This window comes from Asticcacaulis sp. MM231 (assembly GCF_964186625.1).
In the GTDB taxonomy this organism is placed as follows: Bacteria; Pseudomonadota; Alphaproteobacteria; order Caulobacterales; family Caulobacteraceae; genus Asticcacaulis.
In genome coordinates this window covers 317,895-335,198 of sequence record NZ_OZ075110.1, presented here as the reverse complement: position 1 = coordinate 335,198, position 17,304 = coordinate 317,895, and the positions used below count along the sequence as shown (strand labels likewise).

Here is a 17,304-nt window from a genome sequence, read left to right as displayed (position 1 = left end):
TCAGCGCGCATTTCCTTTTTATACTCTTGGGAGACGGCTATGTGGCTTATGCGTTTGACACCTTTATTGGCCGTGTTGGCTGCCTCGGCGCAGGCCGAGACTCTGGCGCCTCCGCCATCTGTACCCATCGGCACCAACACGGTGGCCAGCGCTGAGCTTTATGTAGTTCGCCCCAGCACAACCCCTTGCGTGGTTGAGCTTCTCTCCAAACATGAATTTATCGGCGAACAACCCGTGGCCATGACCTATGCCCCGCCGGCGGCTTGCCCCGGTCCGTGGGCGAAGGTCGTCATCGAGACCGATTTCAACGTGACGCGTGGCCGTCAGTTCGATCGCACGGCCATCATCCATCTGGGGGGCGTCAATCTCTATCTCGGCACGACGATGGAGCCGCGCCGCGATATCGCGCCGGTCTGGCATGCCGAGCGCGACATTACCGACTATACAAGTCTGCTGACCACGCCCCAGAGCGGGGAATTCCTCCTCGCCAACTATGTCGATGACACCTATACGGGCCATCTTTTTGGCGCGGCGCGGCTGCTTTTCTATCCGGCTGATGCACACAATCCGGCGCCCGCCACGGCACAGCTTGTTATGCCCTTAAGCGATCGTCAGGCGTCACTGACCAAGGCCGCCCCCGCTCTTACCAGGACCCTGACCCTGCCGCGCAATGTCGAGCGTCTCTATCTCGATGTCATGGCCGAACCGCAAGGCGACGATGAATTCTGGTACGGCTGCGTCTCCGACCGTTTCATCACCAAGGACGCCAATCTGTGCGGCGGCGGCAGCCTGCGCGAGACCGAGGTGTTGATCGACGGCAAACCGGCCGGTGTGGCGCCGATCTATCCGTGGATCTATACCGGCGGCATTAACCCCTATCTGTGGTTCCCGTCACCGGGCGTGCAGACGCTTAACTTCGAGCCCTACCGGGTTGACCTGACCCCGTTTGCGGCCTCGCTCAATGACGGCCAGCCGCACACGATCGCCTTGCAGGTCGAGGGCGTTCGCCGCTATGTCTATGCCATGGGCACGCTGATGGCGTGGCTCGATGAAGGTGCGGACGTCGTGACCGGCGGCCTGACGCGCAACACGCTGACAGCACCAGAAATCAATGTTGACGATGCACGCTTGTTGGCGAAGGGCAGCGATCTGAACGGCCAGATGACGACCACCTTGCCGCGCGACTATGTGATCGAAGGCTATGTCGAGACCTCGCATGGCCGCGTCACGACCCGCCTGCAGCAGACGAGCCGGTTTTCCAATCATCAGGCCTATGAGACCTCGCCAACTGAAGCAATATGGCGCGTGCGTCAGTCGACAGAGCTCGCGACCACCCTCACAACGACGGACGTGGCTGGTGTACAAACGCGCATGGTTGAGGAGTCCTTTCCCCTGACCATCGACTACCACGACACCTTCCATAAGGATTATGGCCTTCAGGATATCGATCTCTATCAGGGTCTGAAGCGGACCATCCGTGAAACCGGCATCGATGGGCGGGTGCGGATCAGAAGCGAAGAGCTCAGCACAGCACCGAAGCTCCACGCCCTGCTTGATCCCAAGACGCACCGGACGAAGGCCACGACCGGCACATCTGTTCATAAGGTCAGGGTAACCGATAGCGATGGCGTCTGTTATGACCGCACGATCACGAGCCGCAACAATGTCGTCGTCACGGTGTCGGACGGCTGTAGGATGAAACCCTGAGCGTTCACCCGATAGTTTGCGCTGGTGATGGAAAATTGAAAAGAAAGTAAAATCAGAGTGTTGTAAATTATTTCTAAAAACGGAAATAATTTTCAGAAAAATTGACGGCTGGCCAGGTCAGGCCTAACCTTGAGATCTGTCCGTGTCAGATCAAAGGTGGCCCATGGCCCGTGTCTCTATTGGTTCCTATACCGTTGCTGAACCCCTGCATCGCTTTGTTATCGCGCAGGCCTTGCCGGGTTCGGGTGTTGCGCCAGAGGCTTTTTGGCGTGGACTGAGCGATCTGCTGGCGACATTCAGCGCGCGTAACGCGGACTTGCTGACCCGTCGCGACCGCTTGCAGGAACAGATTGATGCCTGGCACAAGGCGAACCCCTTCGCACCTGCGGCTTATAAGGCGTTTTTGCAGGAGATCGGCTATCTGCTGCCGGAGCCGGCCGCTTTCAGCGTCACCACCAAGGATGTCGATGATGAAATCTCACATCTGGCCGGTCCGCAACTGGTCGTGCCGGTCTCCAATGCGCGCTATGCCCTGAATGCCGCCAATGCGCGCTGGGGATCGCTCTATGATGCGCTTTATGGCACCGATGCCCTGGCGCCACCGATCGAAACGAAAGGTTACGATGCGGCGCGGGGCGCTTTGGTGCAGGCGCAGGCGAAAGCCTGGCTCGATCAGTTTGTGCCGCTGGCGGGTTTGAGCCACGCCGATGTCACGGCCTATAGGGTTATCGATGGCGCCCTGATCGCCAATGGCGGTATCACGCTGAAAGATCCTGCGCATTTTGCCGGTTTTGCCGGCGACGCCGATGCGCCCGCGTCGATCCTGCTGCGCCATAACGGCCTGCACATGGATATCCTGATTGATCGCGAGCACCCGGTCGGGCGCGCTGACGCGGCGGGCGTTTGCGATATCGTCATGGAGGCTGCCTTATCGGCGATCATGGATATGGAGGACAGCGTCGCGGCTGTCGATGCCTGGGACAAGGTTGGGCTCTATACCAACTGGCTGGGCCTGATGAAGGGCGACCTGAGCGAGACCTTCCGCAAGGACGATCAATCCTTGACGCGACAACTCAATCCCGACCGCGACTACATGACACCGGACGGCAAGGCCCTGACCTTGCACGGCCGCAGTCTGATGCTGGCGCGCAATGTCGGCCTGCATATGTATACGGATATGGTCGCCGACGCGGAGGGGCAGCCGGTGCCGGAAGGTCTGGTCGATCTGATGATCACCGCCCTGATCGCGCGCCATGATCGTGGTGGCAACAGCCGCACGGGTTCGGCCTATATCGTCAAGCCGAAGATGCACGGGCCCGACGAGGTGGCCTTTGTCGTTGAGACCTTCGCCTTTGCCGAAGCGGCGCTGGGCCTGCCGGCGGCTACGCTGAAAATCGGCATTATGGACGAAGAGCGCCGCACCAGCGTCAATCTGATGGCCTGCATCAAGGCGGCTTCTGAGCGTGTGTTCTTCATCAATACCGGCTTTCTCGATCGCACGGGTGATGAGATCCACACCTCGATGGAGGCCGGGCCTACCTTACGCAAAGGCGACATCAAAAACGCCGTCTGGATCAAGGCTTACGAGGACGCCAATGTCGATGCGGGTTTGCTGTGCGGTCTGCCGGGACATGCCCAGATCGGCAAGGGCATGTGGGCGGCGCCTGACCGGATGAAGGACATGCTGGCTCAGAAGATCGCGCATCCGCAGTCAGGCGCGAGCACGGCCTGGGTGCCGTCGCCGACGGCTGCGACCTTGCACGCTCTCCACTATCACAGTGTCGATGTGACGGCGCGGCAAGACGAGATCCGGCAACGCCAGCGCGCGTCGCTCGACGCGCTCCTGACCCCGCCCGTGCTCGATCGCAACCTGTCACGGGAAGAGATCGCCCTGGAACTCGACAACAATCTGCAGGGCCTGTTGGGCTATGTTGTGCGCTGGATCGATCAGGGGGTGGGTTGTTCCAAGGTGCCCGATATTCATGATGTCGGGCTGATGGAAGACCGGGCCACCTTGCGCATCTCCTCGCAGCACGTCGCCAACTGGCTGCACCATGGCCTGATCACGGAGGCTCAGGTCGAGGGCCGCCTCAGATATATGGCGCGGGTCGTGGATGGTCAGAACACCGGCGACCCCCACTATCGGCCGATGGCGCCGGATTTTGACGGGGTGGCGTTTCAGGCGGCGCGCGATCTGGTCTTTATGGGACGCGCGCAACCCAATGGCTACACCGAATTCATCCTGCACAAACGGCGACGCGAGGCGAAGGTCCGCTAAAGTCTTGCGGCGTGCCAGCGCAGGTGCTCGTCCATAAAGCTTGAGATGAAATAATAGCTATGATCATAGCAGGTGCGCAGGTTGAGCGTGAGGGGCTGTTCGGCGTTGCCGCACGTGGCTTGTAGAAGCTCAGGTTTGAGCTGGTTGGTCAGGAAACTGTCCGCCATGCCTTGATCGACCAGGATATCAGGCACGCGATGACCGGCTGCGATCAGGGCGCAAGCGTCGTAAGTTACCCAGGCGGCGCGATCTGGACCGAGATAACCCGTGAAGGCCTTTTCGCCCCATGGCACCTGCGATGGCGCCACGATCGGGGCGAAGGCAGAGACGGCGCGATAGACCGGATTTCGCAGGGCGATCACGAGTGCGCCATGTCCGCCCATGGAATGGCCCATAATCGACTGGCGGGTCATGTCGACCGGGAAGTTGGCCGCAATCAGTGCCGGCAATTCTTCGGTGATATAGCTGTACATCCGGTAGTTTTCGGCAAACGGCGCCTCGGTGGCGTCGACGTAGAAGCCTGCACCCTGTCCGAAATCATAGGCATCATCATCGGGGACGGTCTCCCCGCGCGGTGAGGTGTCCGGAGCGACAAAAATTAGGCCAAGGTCTGCGCAGGCGCGGCGGTAATCGCCTTTTTCGGTCACATTGGCGTGGGTACAGGTCAGGCCTGACAAGTACCAGACAACCGGTAGTTTTTTGCCTGATTTGACCTGTGGCGGCAGAAAGATGCTGAAGGTCATCGGGGTCTTCGTCTCGGCGCTGTCGTGGCGATAGACCGCAAGCTTTCCACCATGGGATTCGTGGACTTCGAGCTGTTCGAGCGACATGGGATTTCCTTTTGTGCGGACAGGGGGGAGGCGGCGTCGTCATAGGGGCTCGACCAAGGTGAGGTCAAGAGCGTAGGCGCATCCGCTTGTTTGCGGGAGGCCTGATCCGAAAGGGGTTACCCTATCTATCCCGTATGGCAGATTTGCAAAATCCAGATCGACCAAGTCAAGGTTCTACGGAAAGCTCACAAGACGGGGCCTGTTGGCATCACATCCAAGCCCTGGCCGTGCCATGGTACCAGACCGGACGAGGTCCCCTTTCGTCTCAATCCCTGAGCCTTGCCAATAGCAAGGCTCAGGTCCGGTTCATCTGTCTAGGGCGAAGGGTGATCCGCGGAGGGCGTCGCCCGTGGCGCTTCTATTGGTATGGGCGGTGGTTCCTGAGCGCCAAAAACCATGACCTTGAACATATTTATGACAGGACGCACATAAACGCCTGCAAGCGTGTGATATTCCGCATCAAGCGCCGCCCCCCTTCCAATGCCGTAGGTGAGGATCTCCCCCTTGTCTGGAATAAAGGCGGTTCCGAACATGAAGTCCCAGATGGATAACTTATTGCCCATGTTCTTGTCCCAGTGCTCAAATCGAGCGCTATGGTGCAACTGGTGCATGTGTGGGCTTATTAGGACAAAGTCGAGTTTTCCGAAGCTTACTGGGAAGTGGCTATGGCGCAGTGCGTCCAAGACCAAGATCGTGCCTATCAGGTTCGCATTGCCCATCATGATCAGCATGTCCGCGAGCGAGAGCTGATATAAAAATAGGCATAGCCCCATCGGAAGGGCCCCCAAAAGTATTGCACCGATGTGGTCAAACTTGTCGCCTAAGGGATGCATCCGTGCTGTTGTCAGAGGCGTCAGGAAGGTCGCAGAATGATGCACCTTATGCAGTTCCCACAAAAAGCCGACCTTATGTTGAAGGTAGTGGGTAAAAAAATTCGCGAAGTCCGCGAACAGAAAGAAGACGATCGACCACGACACGACCGTGAGAAATCCTGCGTGCAACGGGACATGCTGCGGCATGACGCTATGAAGCCCTGCCGCGATACCAGAAGCCACGCCCACGGCGAGAAACGCATCACCGATGGCCAGCAGGCCACGTGTCAACTTGCCCGCAACATACATGATGATGTCAATGCGGCTGGACGTCGATGTCCAGCCGGCGGCGGGAAAGCAGTGTTCCCAGAACCCGGCAAAAGAGACGTGCATGCGCAGTCGTTGAAACTGCCCTATAAAACTAACGATCGCTGCAAAGAAAAATGTGAGCAGAGTGCTGCCTACAACCGTAAACTGCTCCCAATGCAGGTTGTGTAATTTCGAGTATAAAAAATCTAGCATATTTCCGCCGCCGTTATATTTTATTCTAAAGAAGCACAACGCCTTGATGCGCGACCTATTTGTATCAAAAAACTCCGCTTTTACGTGTCAATCAAAGCTGCCCTTCCTTTTGGCATATCTTTTTCAGAGCCTAGATTATTCGGTACGACGTTACGCGACAAACGGCACAGCGCTCAGTCACCCGTTCGCTCGTTACGTATCTTTTCCGGTTTCCGCAGGAAACTATGGCGGCCGATAAAAATCCAGACTTCCACTTATGGTTTATAAAACTATGGTTGGGTGTGTGTAAAATGACACGGCGTCAGGGGCTGCGCCCGCCGCGCCATACCACCGTTTCGTGCGCGTCGCAAAATCCACCTAGCTTGGGGACGCGAGCGATGACGCGGCAACGCTTCGGATGCGCGGACGTGTGGCGGCTGGATCCTCACGCCCTGGCTTTAGATTGGGCCAGGGGAGATGTCGCCCGTTTCAAGCTTGGGTTTGGCTAGCCCCCACTCAAGAGATGGCAGGCTTTCGACTGTCTTCTGGATGCGTTACATTGAATCGTCAACAGACCATCAGGGACAGACTGGCCATGCGACCGCACACTCAGGGATTTCCGCAACATATGTGGCTTCTTTTAGGGATATTGGCGGCGCTTGGATGGACCACGCCTGCCCAGGCCGCGTTCTCTTGCAGCCTCCATCACGCCGGGCAGACGCAATCCGTCGCCATTCCTGGTATGGGGCGATCTATGCTCATCCACCTGCCAAAGGATTCCGATGCCGCTACGCCCCAACCGATCCTGTTTCTCTTTCATGGCAGCACCGGCACCGGCGCGGATATGCTGAAAGACGCAAAGCTCGAAGCGACGTCCGACCGCAACGGCTTTATCCTGGCCGCACCGGATGGCGGCATCCCCGCTGGCAAGGGCTTCGTATGGAATATCCCCGGCGTGCCGACCGTCACGGGCAAGATACCTGGCCCGGACGACGCCGACGACGTTGCCTATATCAAGGCGGCGATCGACCGGCTGGCCTCGGAAGGCTGCATCGATCGCGCCCGGGTCTACGCCACGGGACTGTCGGGTGGCGGCCGCATGACCTCGTGGCTTGGCTGCGTCGCCGCCGATCGCTTCGCCGCCATCGCCCCCGTCGTAGGTTTGCGCGCCGGCAATCCGCAGGCGGAGGATAAGACACGCCCCGATCCGACCACCTGTCGGCCAACGCGCCCTATGCCGGTCATTGCCTTTGCCGGCGACAAGGATACGGTCAACCCGATCGAGGGGGGCGGCGCCGGCTACTGGCAATACACCATGCATGCCGCCGAGCAGCGCTGGGCGCAGCTTAATGCCTGTGGGACCGCGCCGACAACGCAATGGGTAACAGCCTATGTCTATGAAGAACGTTACAGCGGCTGCCGCAATGATGCCGATGTGGTCGGTCGCATTACGGTCGGCGGCAAACATGCCTGGGTGGTCGATAATGAGGCGATGTGGGCGTTTCTGAAGCGCTATCGCCGCGAGTGATACCTGTTGTCACAGAAAAAACATGCATCGTGTGATGTGAGCCGTGTCACGTAGCGCTGTCGGGAGCCGCTGGCCTGGTTATGCGCGTCATGTGGATCTGCCTTTGCCGTCGACAGACTGTATTACTTACGGGTAAGGGTTGGCGGCAGATGTCGACGACGCGGGCTACCAGCCGGATCTGACGGCTTATAAGGACAAGGTTTGAGATCGCGGCTTTTCCCTGTTTAAGGTTGCCCGTGATGCTGGGCAAGCGGCAACGTCGCTGCAGGGTATGCTAAAGGTCTCTTTCGAGTTGCGCTTCAAGTACCAAAGCCAATGTCTCGACAAGTTTGGCCAACCGATTCACCGGATCAGCCACGGAGATGGCGCCGGCTTCAATCGCAGCGTTTGCACATAGTTGCCTCATCTGTTCCAAGGTGAGGTGTTCAAGCCTTGGCGCGGCGATTTCTTCGGTCGCGTTTGTAGGCATCTGATTTCCGGTTGGAGTCGTTTAAGGTTTGGATTATGAACCACTTACCTGTCGTAAACAAGCAAGTGCCTTGAGGCTTTGGCTTTTGGGCTGAACTAGACTTGGCAAAGATCGATCGCCGACAGGCGGGAATATAGGGTTGTGGACCCGCATGTCCGCGGCGGAGAGCCGGCGTTGAACTGGAAAATTTTACCCCGAAATTCAAATGGCTTGTCGAGCCGGAAAGGCTTCTGGGCGACAAGGTGATCGATATAAAGGTTTCGGGTATCGACCCGAACACCATCGACCTCCGCGACCTTCACGCCGCTTTGGTAGAGGCTATAAGGATCTTTCGGAGGACTTTGTTGTGTCATCAGGGCCGCGTGCCTTCCGTTGCATAACTTGACCATGCGACGTTTTCGTCTAACGGTGCCGCCAGATCAACGTCGTTTTACAGAGGGTCGTTACATTAAAGTATAGGCGATGTTTTTCCGTTTTCGGGACGGGCCGCCTTACGGCGGTTGCCTAAACCTACGGCGCTGGCTGGGCTGATGGAGGCTGTGCCGGTGCGGACATCCTGTCGCTGTCGATCTGGTTGCCGGCGCTTGGCTCTGCGGAAGCCTCAGGACTATTCTGTGGCAGCTTCACCTGCGTAGACGGCACCTGAGGAGTGATCCCTAAGCAAGCGGCCTCCTCCGTCAATTGGTGGAACAGATAATTATAGATCGCCAATTGTAGTGCATTGGTGGCGGCGAAGAGGGTGTTGCTTTGTGCATTGAAGCCGGGCGAAACCCCTTCGTTGCTGCTGACTGAGCGGCCCGCATTCAAATTCTTGTTTTCGAGATCGGCATTGCTGAAACTTTGCGGGGTAAAGGTATTGATCGCGTAGGGATTAAGTGCGCCGATAACGACGGCCGCCATGATCCCGACCGCCCTTTTGCCGCCACCGGACTTCTGGCGATGCAAGGCCTTGTAGGCCCCATGCGCGGAGTAGGTCACGCAGGCCACAAGCTGTGCATCCACGCTTGTGGTTGTAACGATTAGGGTGGCCTCAGCAAGGGTAGAGCCGGGCCCGGTGGCTGTGTCAGCGACGTCTTTATAGGTCAAAGCCGGAATGTCGATAGTCAAGACGACAGGATCTGTATCGTCAGGCTTGGCGTGCAGTCCATGATTGTGTAGCGATTTTGTCAGACCCTGCTCGAGGGCAGACCTGAAAGCCGCGGTATCGTCAGCAAGTCCAGCCATGGCCTCTGGTGCCAGGGTAATCTGTCCCACACGCAGACGTTGATAGGTGATCAGGCCTTGACCTTCTGGCAAGCCAAACCGTCCACTGATCGTCAGGGCATCCGGATTTATGAGAGGCGGGGCCGGGGCAGCGCTGACCGACATGCCCGCCATGCTGACCAGCGCACTGGCGAGCATGGCGGTCCGTCGGATGAGACGGATGGAAAGCCCCTTACGTACACAGGGCATTATAGGATTCCTTCACCGGACTCTATTTGGGCGAGTCGAAGCGCGTTCGTAGATTATTCGCGAAGGTGTTGGCCATGACCCCCACGATGTCGGGTTTCATCGCCGACTGGGCAATGGCGCCGATAATACCTCCGTTTGAGGTATAGGCGCCGGAAACACCTGTATAGACGGCAATTTCGGCGTTGTCGGAGACGCGACGGACGTGCACGTCGGCGACAACCGTATTAGAGCCACCAATCATATTGCCCATGGCCGCGCCGACGCGGCTGTAGCCCTTGACGTCGATCTCGAAAACAACGGCGTCTGAGCCCGACGGCGATGTCTTGAATTGCGCTTCAACGGCACTTTTCAGGCGCGCCTGCAGGTCAGCCTTACCCATGTCGTAGGCCGCATCGGCCGCCTTCTTCGAACTCATCGACGTGCCAGGCAATCTCGGCCGCTTTGACATAGAAGGTGTCCCGTGTTGTGAGAGCGATCGGGTTGGGCGGCGCGGAGGCGCACGCTGTCAAAGAGATAGCGGCAAGCGCTATCAAGATCAAATTTCGCATATGGTATTTCCCCTATAGCGCCGGCTCAAAATTGATAACGCCAGCGACGCACGCATAAGTAGGTTAAGGGCTACCGTGTGTCAATTGTGAAATAAAGTGTGGTCCATGCCATAGGCCCACGGCCGGTTATTTGCTGCAACCTTTTAGCGTTGGGACGTCGCACGGATTGCTGTTCTTGTCAGAGGGCAGGTGTCGGGTCCGTAGCCGGTGCAGTGAGCGTCATTTGCCGGGCCTCAAGGTGGGCGGCACTATCCGGCATCGACGGCACCGATGCGGCGTCGGGCGTTGGCGAAGGCATGGGCGACCCCTTTGGCACGACCGGCGAAATCGAGTTCGAGGCAGGCGATCTGATCGACGCGACGATTCAGGCGGGTCAGGGCATTGGCCACGCCACGACCAATCCGGTAACGATTCATCGATTTTTGCACGTCCGAGGCCAGGTGCGCCAGACGTTCGCTCAAATGTGCGCTGGCCGAGCCGCCATAGATGCGGGCATGGCGGACTGGAAACTCCGTGTTGCAGAAGGAGGATTTGTAGTGGGTCTGACCGGTCGAAAGATCGTAATAGCGCACGCCGGCGGCCTTGAGCGCAGCGGGGGCGTCGCACAGGAAGATCTGGCCGGGAGAAAACGCGCCAAAGGCCGGATCGAAGCTGGACACCCACGGGTGCATACGATCACCGTAGCGCAGGCCATAGTGGAACATGACCGGGGCATCGCCGACCATCATGACCAGCAGCGATCCGTGCAGGCCGTCGCGCGGGGCGTCGAACACCTGTTCGAGGAGGCTTGAGGCCCAGGGCGCATCGAGGAAATTGTGCAGGCCGTTCCTCTCGAGTTGCTCGCGTTTGAGGCGCAGCATTTTCTCGTAGTGCTCGCGGTCGAATTCACTCAGGCGGAAGGTGATTTCGCCGTGCGCTGCGATCAGGTTGCGGCGGTGGCGGTTGATGTTCTTGCTGTGCTTTTTGCTGACCGCATTGATCGGTTTGTCGCTGCCGAGGTCGATGCCGTAGCCCACATCGTCCGTGCCGTCGACCTCACCAAAAACGCCATAAGGATCAATCAGACCGATGGCCTGATAGCGGTCGATACGGGCGGCGGCCAGGGCGTCACGGGCCTTGAGGTCGGTGTCAGGGAAGGTGATCAGGGCGCTGTAATCGGCAAAGGGCGCGCCGACCGGGCGGGCGAAGCGGTTGGGGCGGCGATGGTGCGGCAGGAAGCCTATGGTCTCGCCATCGTGGCTATAGACGGCGATGACGATATCATCGCGTACCGACGCCACGGCGCGGATAAAGGCCGGCGACAGGACGGGTGACTGAAAGGCTTCGGTGGCGTCGATCATATCCTGCCAGATCGTCTGGTCTTGGGGGGTAAGATTTTCAACGCGGATGAGATCACAGGTCAGCACAGGCACGCCTTTGGTTCAAAAACAAAATAGACCTGATCTTTTGCAAGGATCGGGCCAAACTGTAGGCGCATCGGTATCGGTTTTACCTTAAGGTGGGCCGGACCCGGACCTTGACGGTCTTTTTAAGCCGATCAACTTTGCCTCGCTTCATGAGGGTCAAGGGCGCTCTCGGCTTACCTATGCGTTGATCGATTTGCGGGTGGCACGGATCCGTCGCGGCGCTTTCTGGTTCAGCCCTTGCGACGGTGTGCTATGAGCTTAGCGAAAGTCGTGATAGACGGTCAGTCAGAGAGCTCGCAGATTTGGGCCAGATGGGTCTTGCGCTTTCGCAGGGGGGCCTTTTAGGGCAATATGGGTGTCATTGTCTGTGACCACCTGCCAGGTGTCACGTTCAAAGGCGCCCTTAGGGACCTCAAACACCAAAACGTCGAGAATTTGTCCGTTGACTTTCAGGACATCGATGGCGCGATGCGTAAAGCCCTTTTCATTGGCGACCGCGCTTTCCAACTCAGACTGGCTCGTATACACCTCTCCCGAAGGCGAGACCAGAGACAGGGTTGGGAAGGACGCAATCGTTTCTGGCGTAACCTCAGGGGCTTTGATAATATATTCCAGCAGAACAAACACGTGACCGGCCGACTTGCGCCGGGAGTCCGGTTGCAGCGCCAATTCTGAGCGCATTTCTACGCGGGTCACAGTGATAAAGTCTTGCGAACCAACTTGCACCCTGGCCCCAAAAGGTATGGGTGCCTGATCCGTCGAATGGGTCGCCGGTTCAATGTTCTGACTGGAATCTTGGGAAGATGCGCCGGTGCAACCCATGAGGACGCCCAAGAGGATTGCGACGAAGATCGCCTTCATGAAAACCTCACAAAGATGGCATGGCTCAAGACGAGCCAGACAGGCGCTTAAGGTTTAGGTTGTGTTTTGTGACACGTCAATCTCTTGCCTGCGCCGGGCTAATGTCAGGGTTTGACATCGATAAATTCATCACACCGTACGTGCGAGCGGACGCGTCTTGTCCAGCCTAAATGTAATGAACGGGTATTGCGCGCACATCTTCGGATAATAGCAGGTCTTTTGTGTGCAGTGCGACAACGGCGCCTGGCCCGCGGGGTGGGCGCAGGGTGTCCAGTGTGTCCAAGACGGAAACATTCTTCGTTGCGTTCAGGCGCCCTGCCATATGGCTGGATAGATACCAAAGGGGAGGCGGGGGCGCCAACTGGCCGGCTTGTTCCACCCATGAGGGCGTGGGCAAGAATGGCACCTGGATTAGGGCTCGGTGGCTGCATTCGGCCTGAGATAAGCCCAATAACCGAAGATATGCCGTCATTGGCCTCATCGCAGGGCCGACCTTGAGGCCGGCGAGGGCCTCGTCATGTGATGTGATCAGCCAATAGCTGCCGAAGGCGGTCGCGTCACCAAGTCGCGCCAAGAGACAGTCAACAAGCTGGGGCGCTAGGTGAATGTCGTCAATTGTGAGCGGTGCTCTATGGCTGTTCAGGAAGGCGTCTGGATCTTCACGCGCCTGCTGGCGTAAGCCTTGGTCTTCAAGTGTTAGATAGGTTCGGTTTGGTCCACCACACCTCTTTGCCAAGGTCGTCTTGCCGGATCCCCGTGGCCCGAAAAGGGCTATCACCGGTACCGTCCGAGACAGATGGGCCAGGGTTTCAGACATGGTGCGAGGCAGGGACCTCATCTGTGCACGGGCCGATTAGACCCCATGCCATTACCCAGCATTGCGGCTGAGACAGACGTAAGCGCTTCAGTAACACACACCAAGTTCTGGAGGGGCCAGAAGGGATCACCAATGGTGCTCAGATCCTGCGACATTTTAGCCCTGCTCGAAGACCGTGGGGTGCCACTAAAGGAAAAGTCCGGCCCGCTCATACCTTTTTGGCTGGGATACGGGCGGGTCGAACGCCGGCGAATCCATCTCAGACGCTGGCGAAAACACACGTCTCATACGTGGTCCGCCTGCGCAATCTAAAACAAGCTCTTGCTTTGAATATGACGGCGGTAGGGGCATGGTGCGTGCAAAAAAGGGGGAGAGAGGATCCGTTCTGCAACCCTGCCCCTTTGACCATCGCGGCTGTAGGTTCCGGTCTTTGCCGTTTCTTTTGTGCTTCGCTGTCCACTGCAGTTGCCTGGCGCATTAACCGATGATTATTGGCCTTCTGTTACCACCATGTCTCGCGACAGGAGCGACCTTCCAAGGAGAGTGGAAGACCTGGTACGGGTCTTGCAAAGCCAGACTCATGTTGGCGCCGGGATTGCAGGCTTAGAACAAAGGAAAGCGATATGCGAAACATCGGTGAGGCCATAGCGATAAAGCTTGGCGCGGTTCTCGATATTGTCCTGGCCTGCCGGCTGTGCCCTGATAAGGTTCGCAAGGCCATCCTGTGCAGTAAGGGCTGGAAAATGGCGGATAAATCCGCGGTTCAGTGGGGTGTTATCCGTCGCGCGAGGAACGTGACAATCGGACGCAACACCGCTGTCGCTTGTCATAGTTTTTTTGACGGCGACGGGATTATCACGCTTGGTGAAGATATCAGAACCGGGCCGTTCTTTAGAATTCTGAGCACGACCCATCCCATCGAAAGCACGGTTCCCAGGCGAAAGTTTGGTGCCGATCTTAACCTGCACACCCGGGTGGAAGATGGCTGTTGGATCGGTATCGGCGTCACGGTCCTTCCGGGGGTCACGATTGCGCGCGGTTGCGTGGTCGGCGCGGGCGCCGTGGTGACCACCAGTACAGAGCCGAACGGCCTATATGTTGGCGTTCCCGCCAAGCGTATAAGGGACCTGCCTGTCTAAAGCCTTACGGTTGGTATGCAGCGCCCATCAATCGGTTCCGAACAGGTCGCGGGTGTAGATTTTGTCGGCCACATCCGCCAGATCGGGGGCTGACCGGTTGCAGATTATGACGTCGCACATGGTCTTGAACTCTGCCAGGTCTTTAATAACCTTTGAGTTGAAGAAGGTGGCTTCTTCGAGCGCTGGCTCATAGATAACGACGTCAATGCCTTTGGCTTTTATACGCTTCATGACGCCTTGAACCGAGGAATCACGGAAGTTGTCGGAGCCCGTTTTCATGGTGAGTCGGTATACTCCTACCACTTCTGGCTTTCGCCGAATAATACTGTCGGCGATGAAATCCTTACGGGTTGTGTTGGCATCGACGATGGCGCGGATCATATTCTGGGGTACTTCACGGTAGTTCGCCAGGAGTTGACGCGTATCTTTCGGCAGGCAATAGCCGCCGTAGCCAAAAGAGGGGTTGTTGTAATGCTGGCCGATGCGAGGGTCTAGACCCACGCCTTCGATAATGTCGCGCGATTCCAAGCCTGCCAGATCGGCGTAGGTGTCGAGTTCGTTGAAATAAGCCACGCGCATGGCAAGATAGGTGTTGGCGAACAACTTGACCGCTTCGGCCTCACTCGAGCCCGTGAAGAGGGTTGGAATATCCGTCTTGATAGCGCCCGCCTTCAAAAGGGCGGCAAACTGGAAGGCGCGCTCAGAACGTTCGCCGACCACAATACGAGAGGGGTGGAGATTGTCGTAAAGGGCACGGCCTTCGCGCAAAAATTCCGGTGAAAAGAGGATGGCGTCATAGCCGACTTTTTCACGGATCTGCGAGGTAAAACCAACCGGAATGGTCGATTTGATCACTATGGTCGCTTGCCTGTTCACGGCGATCACGTCGCGGATCGCGGCTTCAACGGAACGTGTATCGAAATAATTTGTTTCCGGATCGTAGTTGGTCGGCGTAGCCACGATGACGAAATCTGCCCCTTCATAGGCCGAGGCCTTGTCCGATGTGGCGGTGAGGTCGAGAGGGTGGTTGGCAAGGTAGTCGCTTATCTCATCGTCGATGATGGGCGACACCTTGTTGTTGATCAAGGCGACCTTTTCCGGGACGATGTCGTAGGCGACAACCTTGTTCTTTTGTGCCAGGAGGACGGCGTTTGATAGGCCGACATAGCCCAGCCCGGAAATTGCGATCTTCATGGAAAGCCTCATCGTTCGAGTGTGGTGTCAAGACTAAGGTGCGCTTTTCAACGCGACCTTACGGCAAGGCGACATGTCGGGCTTTCAGCGTGCCCAAGCGTGTCGTTCACCTGCGTCTGTAGCCCAGTTTATACACAAGACTAGATCTTGTGCGCTTTTTTGTTGCATTGCGGGACAATTTCAACAAAGATTTTATTTTTGTATGGTTTATTCAATTTTCAGGCGATGTTTCAGTCGCCGTCTAAGGGATTTTCATCATGGTTGGCGCAGTTTTGGTCGCCGGGGGCGCGGGTTATATCGGCTCCCAGACATGCAAGATTTTGGCAAGTGCGGGATATTTGCCGGTAACGTTGGATAATCTGTCGACGGGCTATGCGCAATCTGTCAAATGGGGGCCTTTCATTCAGGCGGATCTGCGTGATCGCGAGGCGGTTCTTGCGGCGGTGAAAACCTATGGTATTACCTCCGCGATCCATTTCGCGGCCTATAGCCTGGTTGGGGAGAGCACGAGCAATCCCGCCAAATATTACGACAACAACCTGGGCGCAGCGGTGGCTTTTGCGTCGGCGCTGATCGAAGCCGATGTCAAGGCTCTGGTGTTTTCGTCCACCGCGGCCGTTTATGGCAATCCGCAGTCGGAGCTGATTGGTGAAGCCCATCCGACCGTCCCCATAAACCCCTATGGCGCGAGCAAGCTGGCCTTCGAGCAGGCCCTCTATTGGCTGGAGCGCGCGCACGGGCTGAACTACACGGCGCTGCGCTATTTCAATGCGGCCGGCGCCGACCCGGACGGTGAGATTGGCGAGAGTCATGAGCCGGAAACCCACCTGATTCCCCTTGTTTGTAAGGCGGCCCTTGGCACCGGCAAGGCGCTTAACGTCTTCGGCACGGACTACGACACGCGCGATGGCACTGCCATGCGCGACTATATTCATGTGGTGGATCTGGCGTGGGCCCATGTCTCGGCGATAAAGCGGTTGCTGGCCGGGGGGGATAGCCAGACCCTGAATGTCGGGACCGGGTCGGGCGTCACGGTGCAAGAAGTTATCAACACCGCTCAGGACGTGCTGGGCGTTCCGGTTCCGCATGCACTCAGTCCCAGACGCGCAGGCGATCCCGCGACCTTGGTGGCCGACTGCGGGCGGATTCTGCGCGTTTTGGACTGGGCGCCGCGTTACAGCGATTTGCCCACCTTGATTGCGACGGCGGCCAACTGGCAGAAGTCCCGGCCTTATTAGTCGTGATTGTGCGCCGTTAAGGGGTTAAGTTTTCGTTAAATAGTTTTTGACATTTTTGTAAAATAAAAATATAAAGCGCAACCCGACCTCTCGGAGAGCGCGAAGTGCAAAAGCTTTTACCCGTAGACCTCGCCCAATTTGACTCACCTGTCAATAAAATGGGATTCCTCCCTTCGCGCGGTGAGCCCCGCGATCTGTCTCGATCGCCGCGCCCTTTTGTGGACCGGGACGTGCGCGCGCCAGAAGATGTTCGTGGCGTTGAGGGTGGAAAGGTGCCCTTGCGGTTGACGCTGCTGGCTGTGGCGCTTTTCTGCACCGGTTTCTGGGCGCTGGTCGCATGGCTGGTGTTGGCGCTTTAGTCTTTGGGGCGATGCTTCGCGATCGTTTTCGCTCATCTTAGCTTTTCATTTGAGTTTTTTGCGTGCCGCCCGGCAAGGTCTGGGCGGCCTTTTCGTGCGATCCAGGCGGGCGGTTGTGTGGCTTTGGGGTCTCGCGAGGTTGCTTGGTTTCAGTGCGGGGCGCTG

The 17,304-nt window shown here is 57.7% G+C and carries 14 protein-coding genes; 6 read left to right on the top strand and 8 right to left on the bottom strand.

Annotated features, from left to right (window positions below; genetic code table 11):
* Positions 1–39 precede the first annotated feature (39 nt).
* Both ABQ278_RS20690 and ABQ278_RS20685 read left to right on the top strand, forming a co-directional pair.
* Complete coding sequence (locus ABQ278_RS20690; RefSeq protein ID WP_349322912.1) at positions 40–1,707, top strand: peptide-N4-asparagine amidase; 1,668 nt, start codon at positions 40–42, stop codon at positions 1,705–1,707.
* Between the two features lie 163 nt (positions 1,708–1,870).
* Positions 1,871–3,985 (top strand): malate synthase G, encoded by a 2,115-nt coding sequence (locus ABQ278_RS20685; RefSeq protein WP_349322911.1) that lies wholly within the window; start codon positions 1,871–1,873, stop codon positions 3,983–3,985.
* Here the strand turns inward: ABQ278_RS20685 and fghA are convergent.
* Together fghA and ABQ278_RS20675 are read right to left on the bottom strand one after the other, a co-directional pair.
* On the bottom strand, positions 3,982–4,815 hold the full coding sequence (fghA, locus tag ABQ278_RS20680) for an S-formylglutathione hydrolase (RefSeq protein ID WP_349322910.1): 834 nt from the start codon (positions 4,813–4,815) through the stop codon (positions 3,982–3,984). The two genes, ABQ278_RS20685 and fghA, sit on opposite strands and share 4 nt — an antisense overlap.
* A 314-nt stretch (positions 4,816–5,129) precedes the next feature.
* A complete protein-coding gene (locus tag ABQ278_RS20675; protein WP_349322909.1) occupies positions 5,130–6,149 on the bottom strand; it encodes a sterol desaturase family protein in 1,020 nt (339 codons plus the stop codon).
* 733 nt (positions 6,150–6,882) lie between these two features.
* On the opposite strand from ABQ278_RS20675, the gene ABQ278_RS20670 reads away from it, so the two are divergent.
* Complete coding sequence (locus tag ABQ278_RS20670) at positions 6,883–7,656, top strand: prolyl oligopeptidase family serine peptidase (RefSeq protein WP_349322908.1); 774 nt, start codon at positions 6,883–6,885, stop codon at positions 7,654–7,656.
* 274 nt (positions 7,657–7,930) lie between these two features.
* On the opposite strand, the gene ABQ278_RS20665 is transcribed toward ABQ278_RS20670, so the two are convergent.
* The 5 genes from ABQ278_RS20665 to ABQ278_RS20645 form a co-directional block, all read right to left on the bottom strand.
* The gene (locus tag ABQ278_RS20665) at positions 7,931–8,125 is read right to left on the bottom strand and encodes a hypothetical protein (RefSeq protein WP_349322907.1); all 195 of its coding nucleotides are present in this window, start codon (positions 8,123–8,125) and stop codon (positions 7,931–7,933) included.
* Between the two features lie 510 nt (positions 8,126–8,635).
* The gene (locus ABQ278_RS20660; RefSeq protein WP_349322906.1) at positions 8,636–9,526 is read right to left on the bottom strand and encodes a hypothetical protein; all 891 of its coding nucleotides are present in this window, start codon (positions 9,524–9,526) and stop codon (positions 8,636–8,638) included.
* Between the two features lie 73 nt (positions 9,527–9,599).
* Positions 9,600–9,992, bottom strand: a complete 393-nt coding sequence (locus ABQ278_RS20655; RefSeq protein WP_349322905.1) for a hypothetical protein — start codon at positions 9,990–9,992, stop codon at positions 9,600–9,602.
* A 381-nt stretch (positions 9,993–10,373) separates the two neighbouring features.
* A complete protein-coding gene (locus ABQ278_RS20650) occupies positions 10,374–11,531 on the bottom strand; it encodes a GNAT family N-acetyltransferase (protein ID WP_349322904.1) in 1,158 nt (385 codons plus the stop codon).
* 285 nt (positions 11,532–11,816) lie between these two features.
* Positions 11,817–12,392 (bottom strand): hypothetical protein, encoded by a 576-nt coding sequence (locus ABQ278_RS20645; RefSeq protein ID WP_349322903.1) that lies wholly within the window; start codon positions 12,390–12,392, stop codon positions 11,817–11,819.
* Positions 12,393–13,832: 1,440 nt separating this feature from the next.
* Between ABQ278_RS20645 and ABQ278_RS20640 the strand changes: the two genes are divergently transcribed.
* Positions 13,833–14,348 carry an acyltransferase gene (locus ABQ278_RS20640; protein WP_349322902.1) on the top strand — a complete coding sequence of 172 codons (516 nt, stop codon included), beginning with the start codon at positions 13,833–13,835 and terminating at the stop codon, positions 14,346–14,348.
* A 27-nt stretch (positions 14,349–14,375) separates the two neighbouring features.
* Here the strand turns inward: ABQ278_RS20640 and ABQ278_RS20635 are convergent, their stop codons facing one another.
* Complete coding sequence (locus tag ABQ278_RS20635; protein ID WP_349322901.1) at positions 14,376–15,542, bottom strand: nucleotide sugar dehydrogenase; 1,167 nt, start codon at positions 15,540–15,542, stop codon at positions 14,376–14,378.
* A 257-nt stretch (positions 15,543–15,799) separates the two neighbouring features.
* Here ABQ278_RS20635 and galE point away from each other — a divergent pair, with 257 nt between their 5' ends.
* Positions 15,800–16,780 carry a UDP-glucose 4-epimerase GalE gene (gene galE / locus ABQ278_RS20630; protein ID WP_349322900.1) on the top strand — a complete coding sequence of 327 codons (981 nt, stop codon included), beginning with the start codon at positions 15,800–15,802 and terminating at the stop codon, positions 16,778–16,780.
* 230 nt (positions 16,781–17,010) lie between these two features.
* Positions 17,011–17,139, top strand: coding sequence for a hypothetical protein (locus ABQ278_RS20625; RefSeq protein ID WP_349322899.1), 129 nt, complete (start codon positions 17,011–17,013; stop codon positions 17,137–17,139).
* The last annotated feature ends 165 nt before the right edge of the window (positions 17,140–17,304 follow it).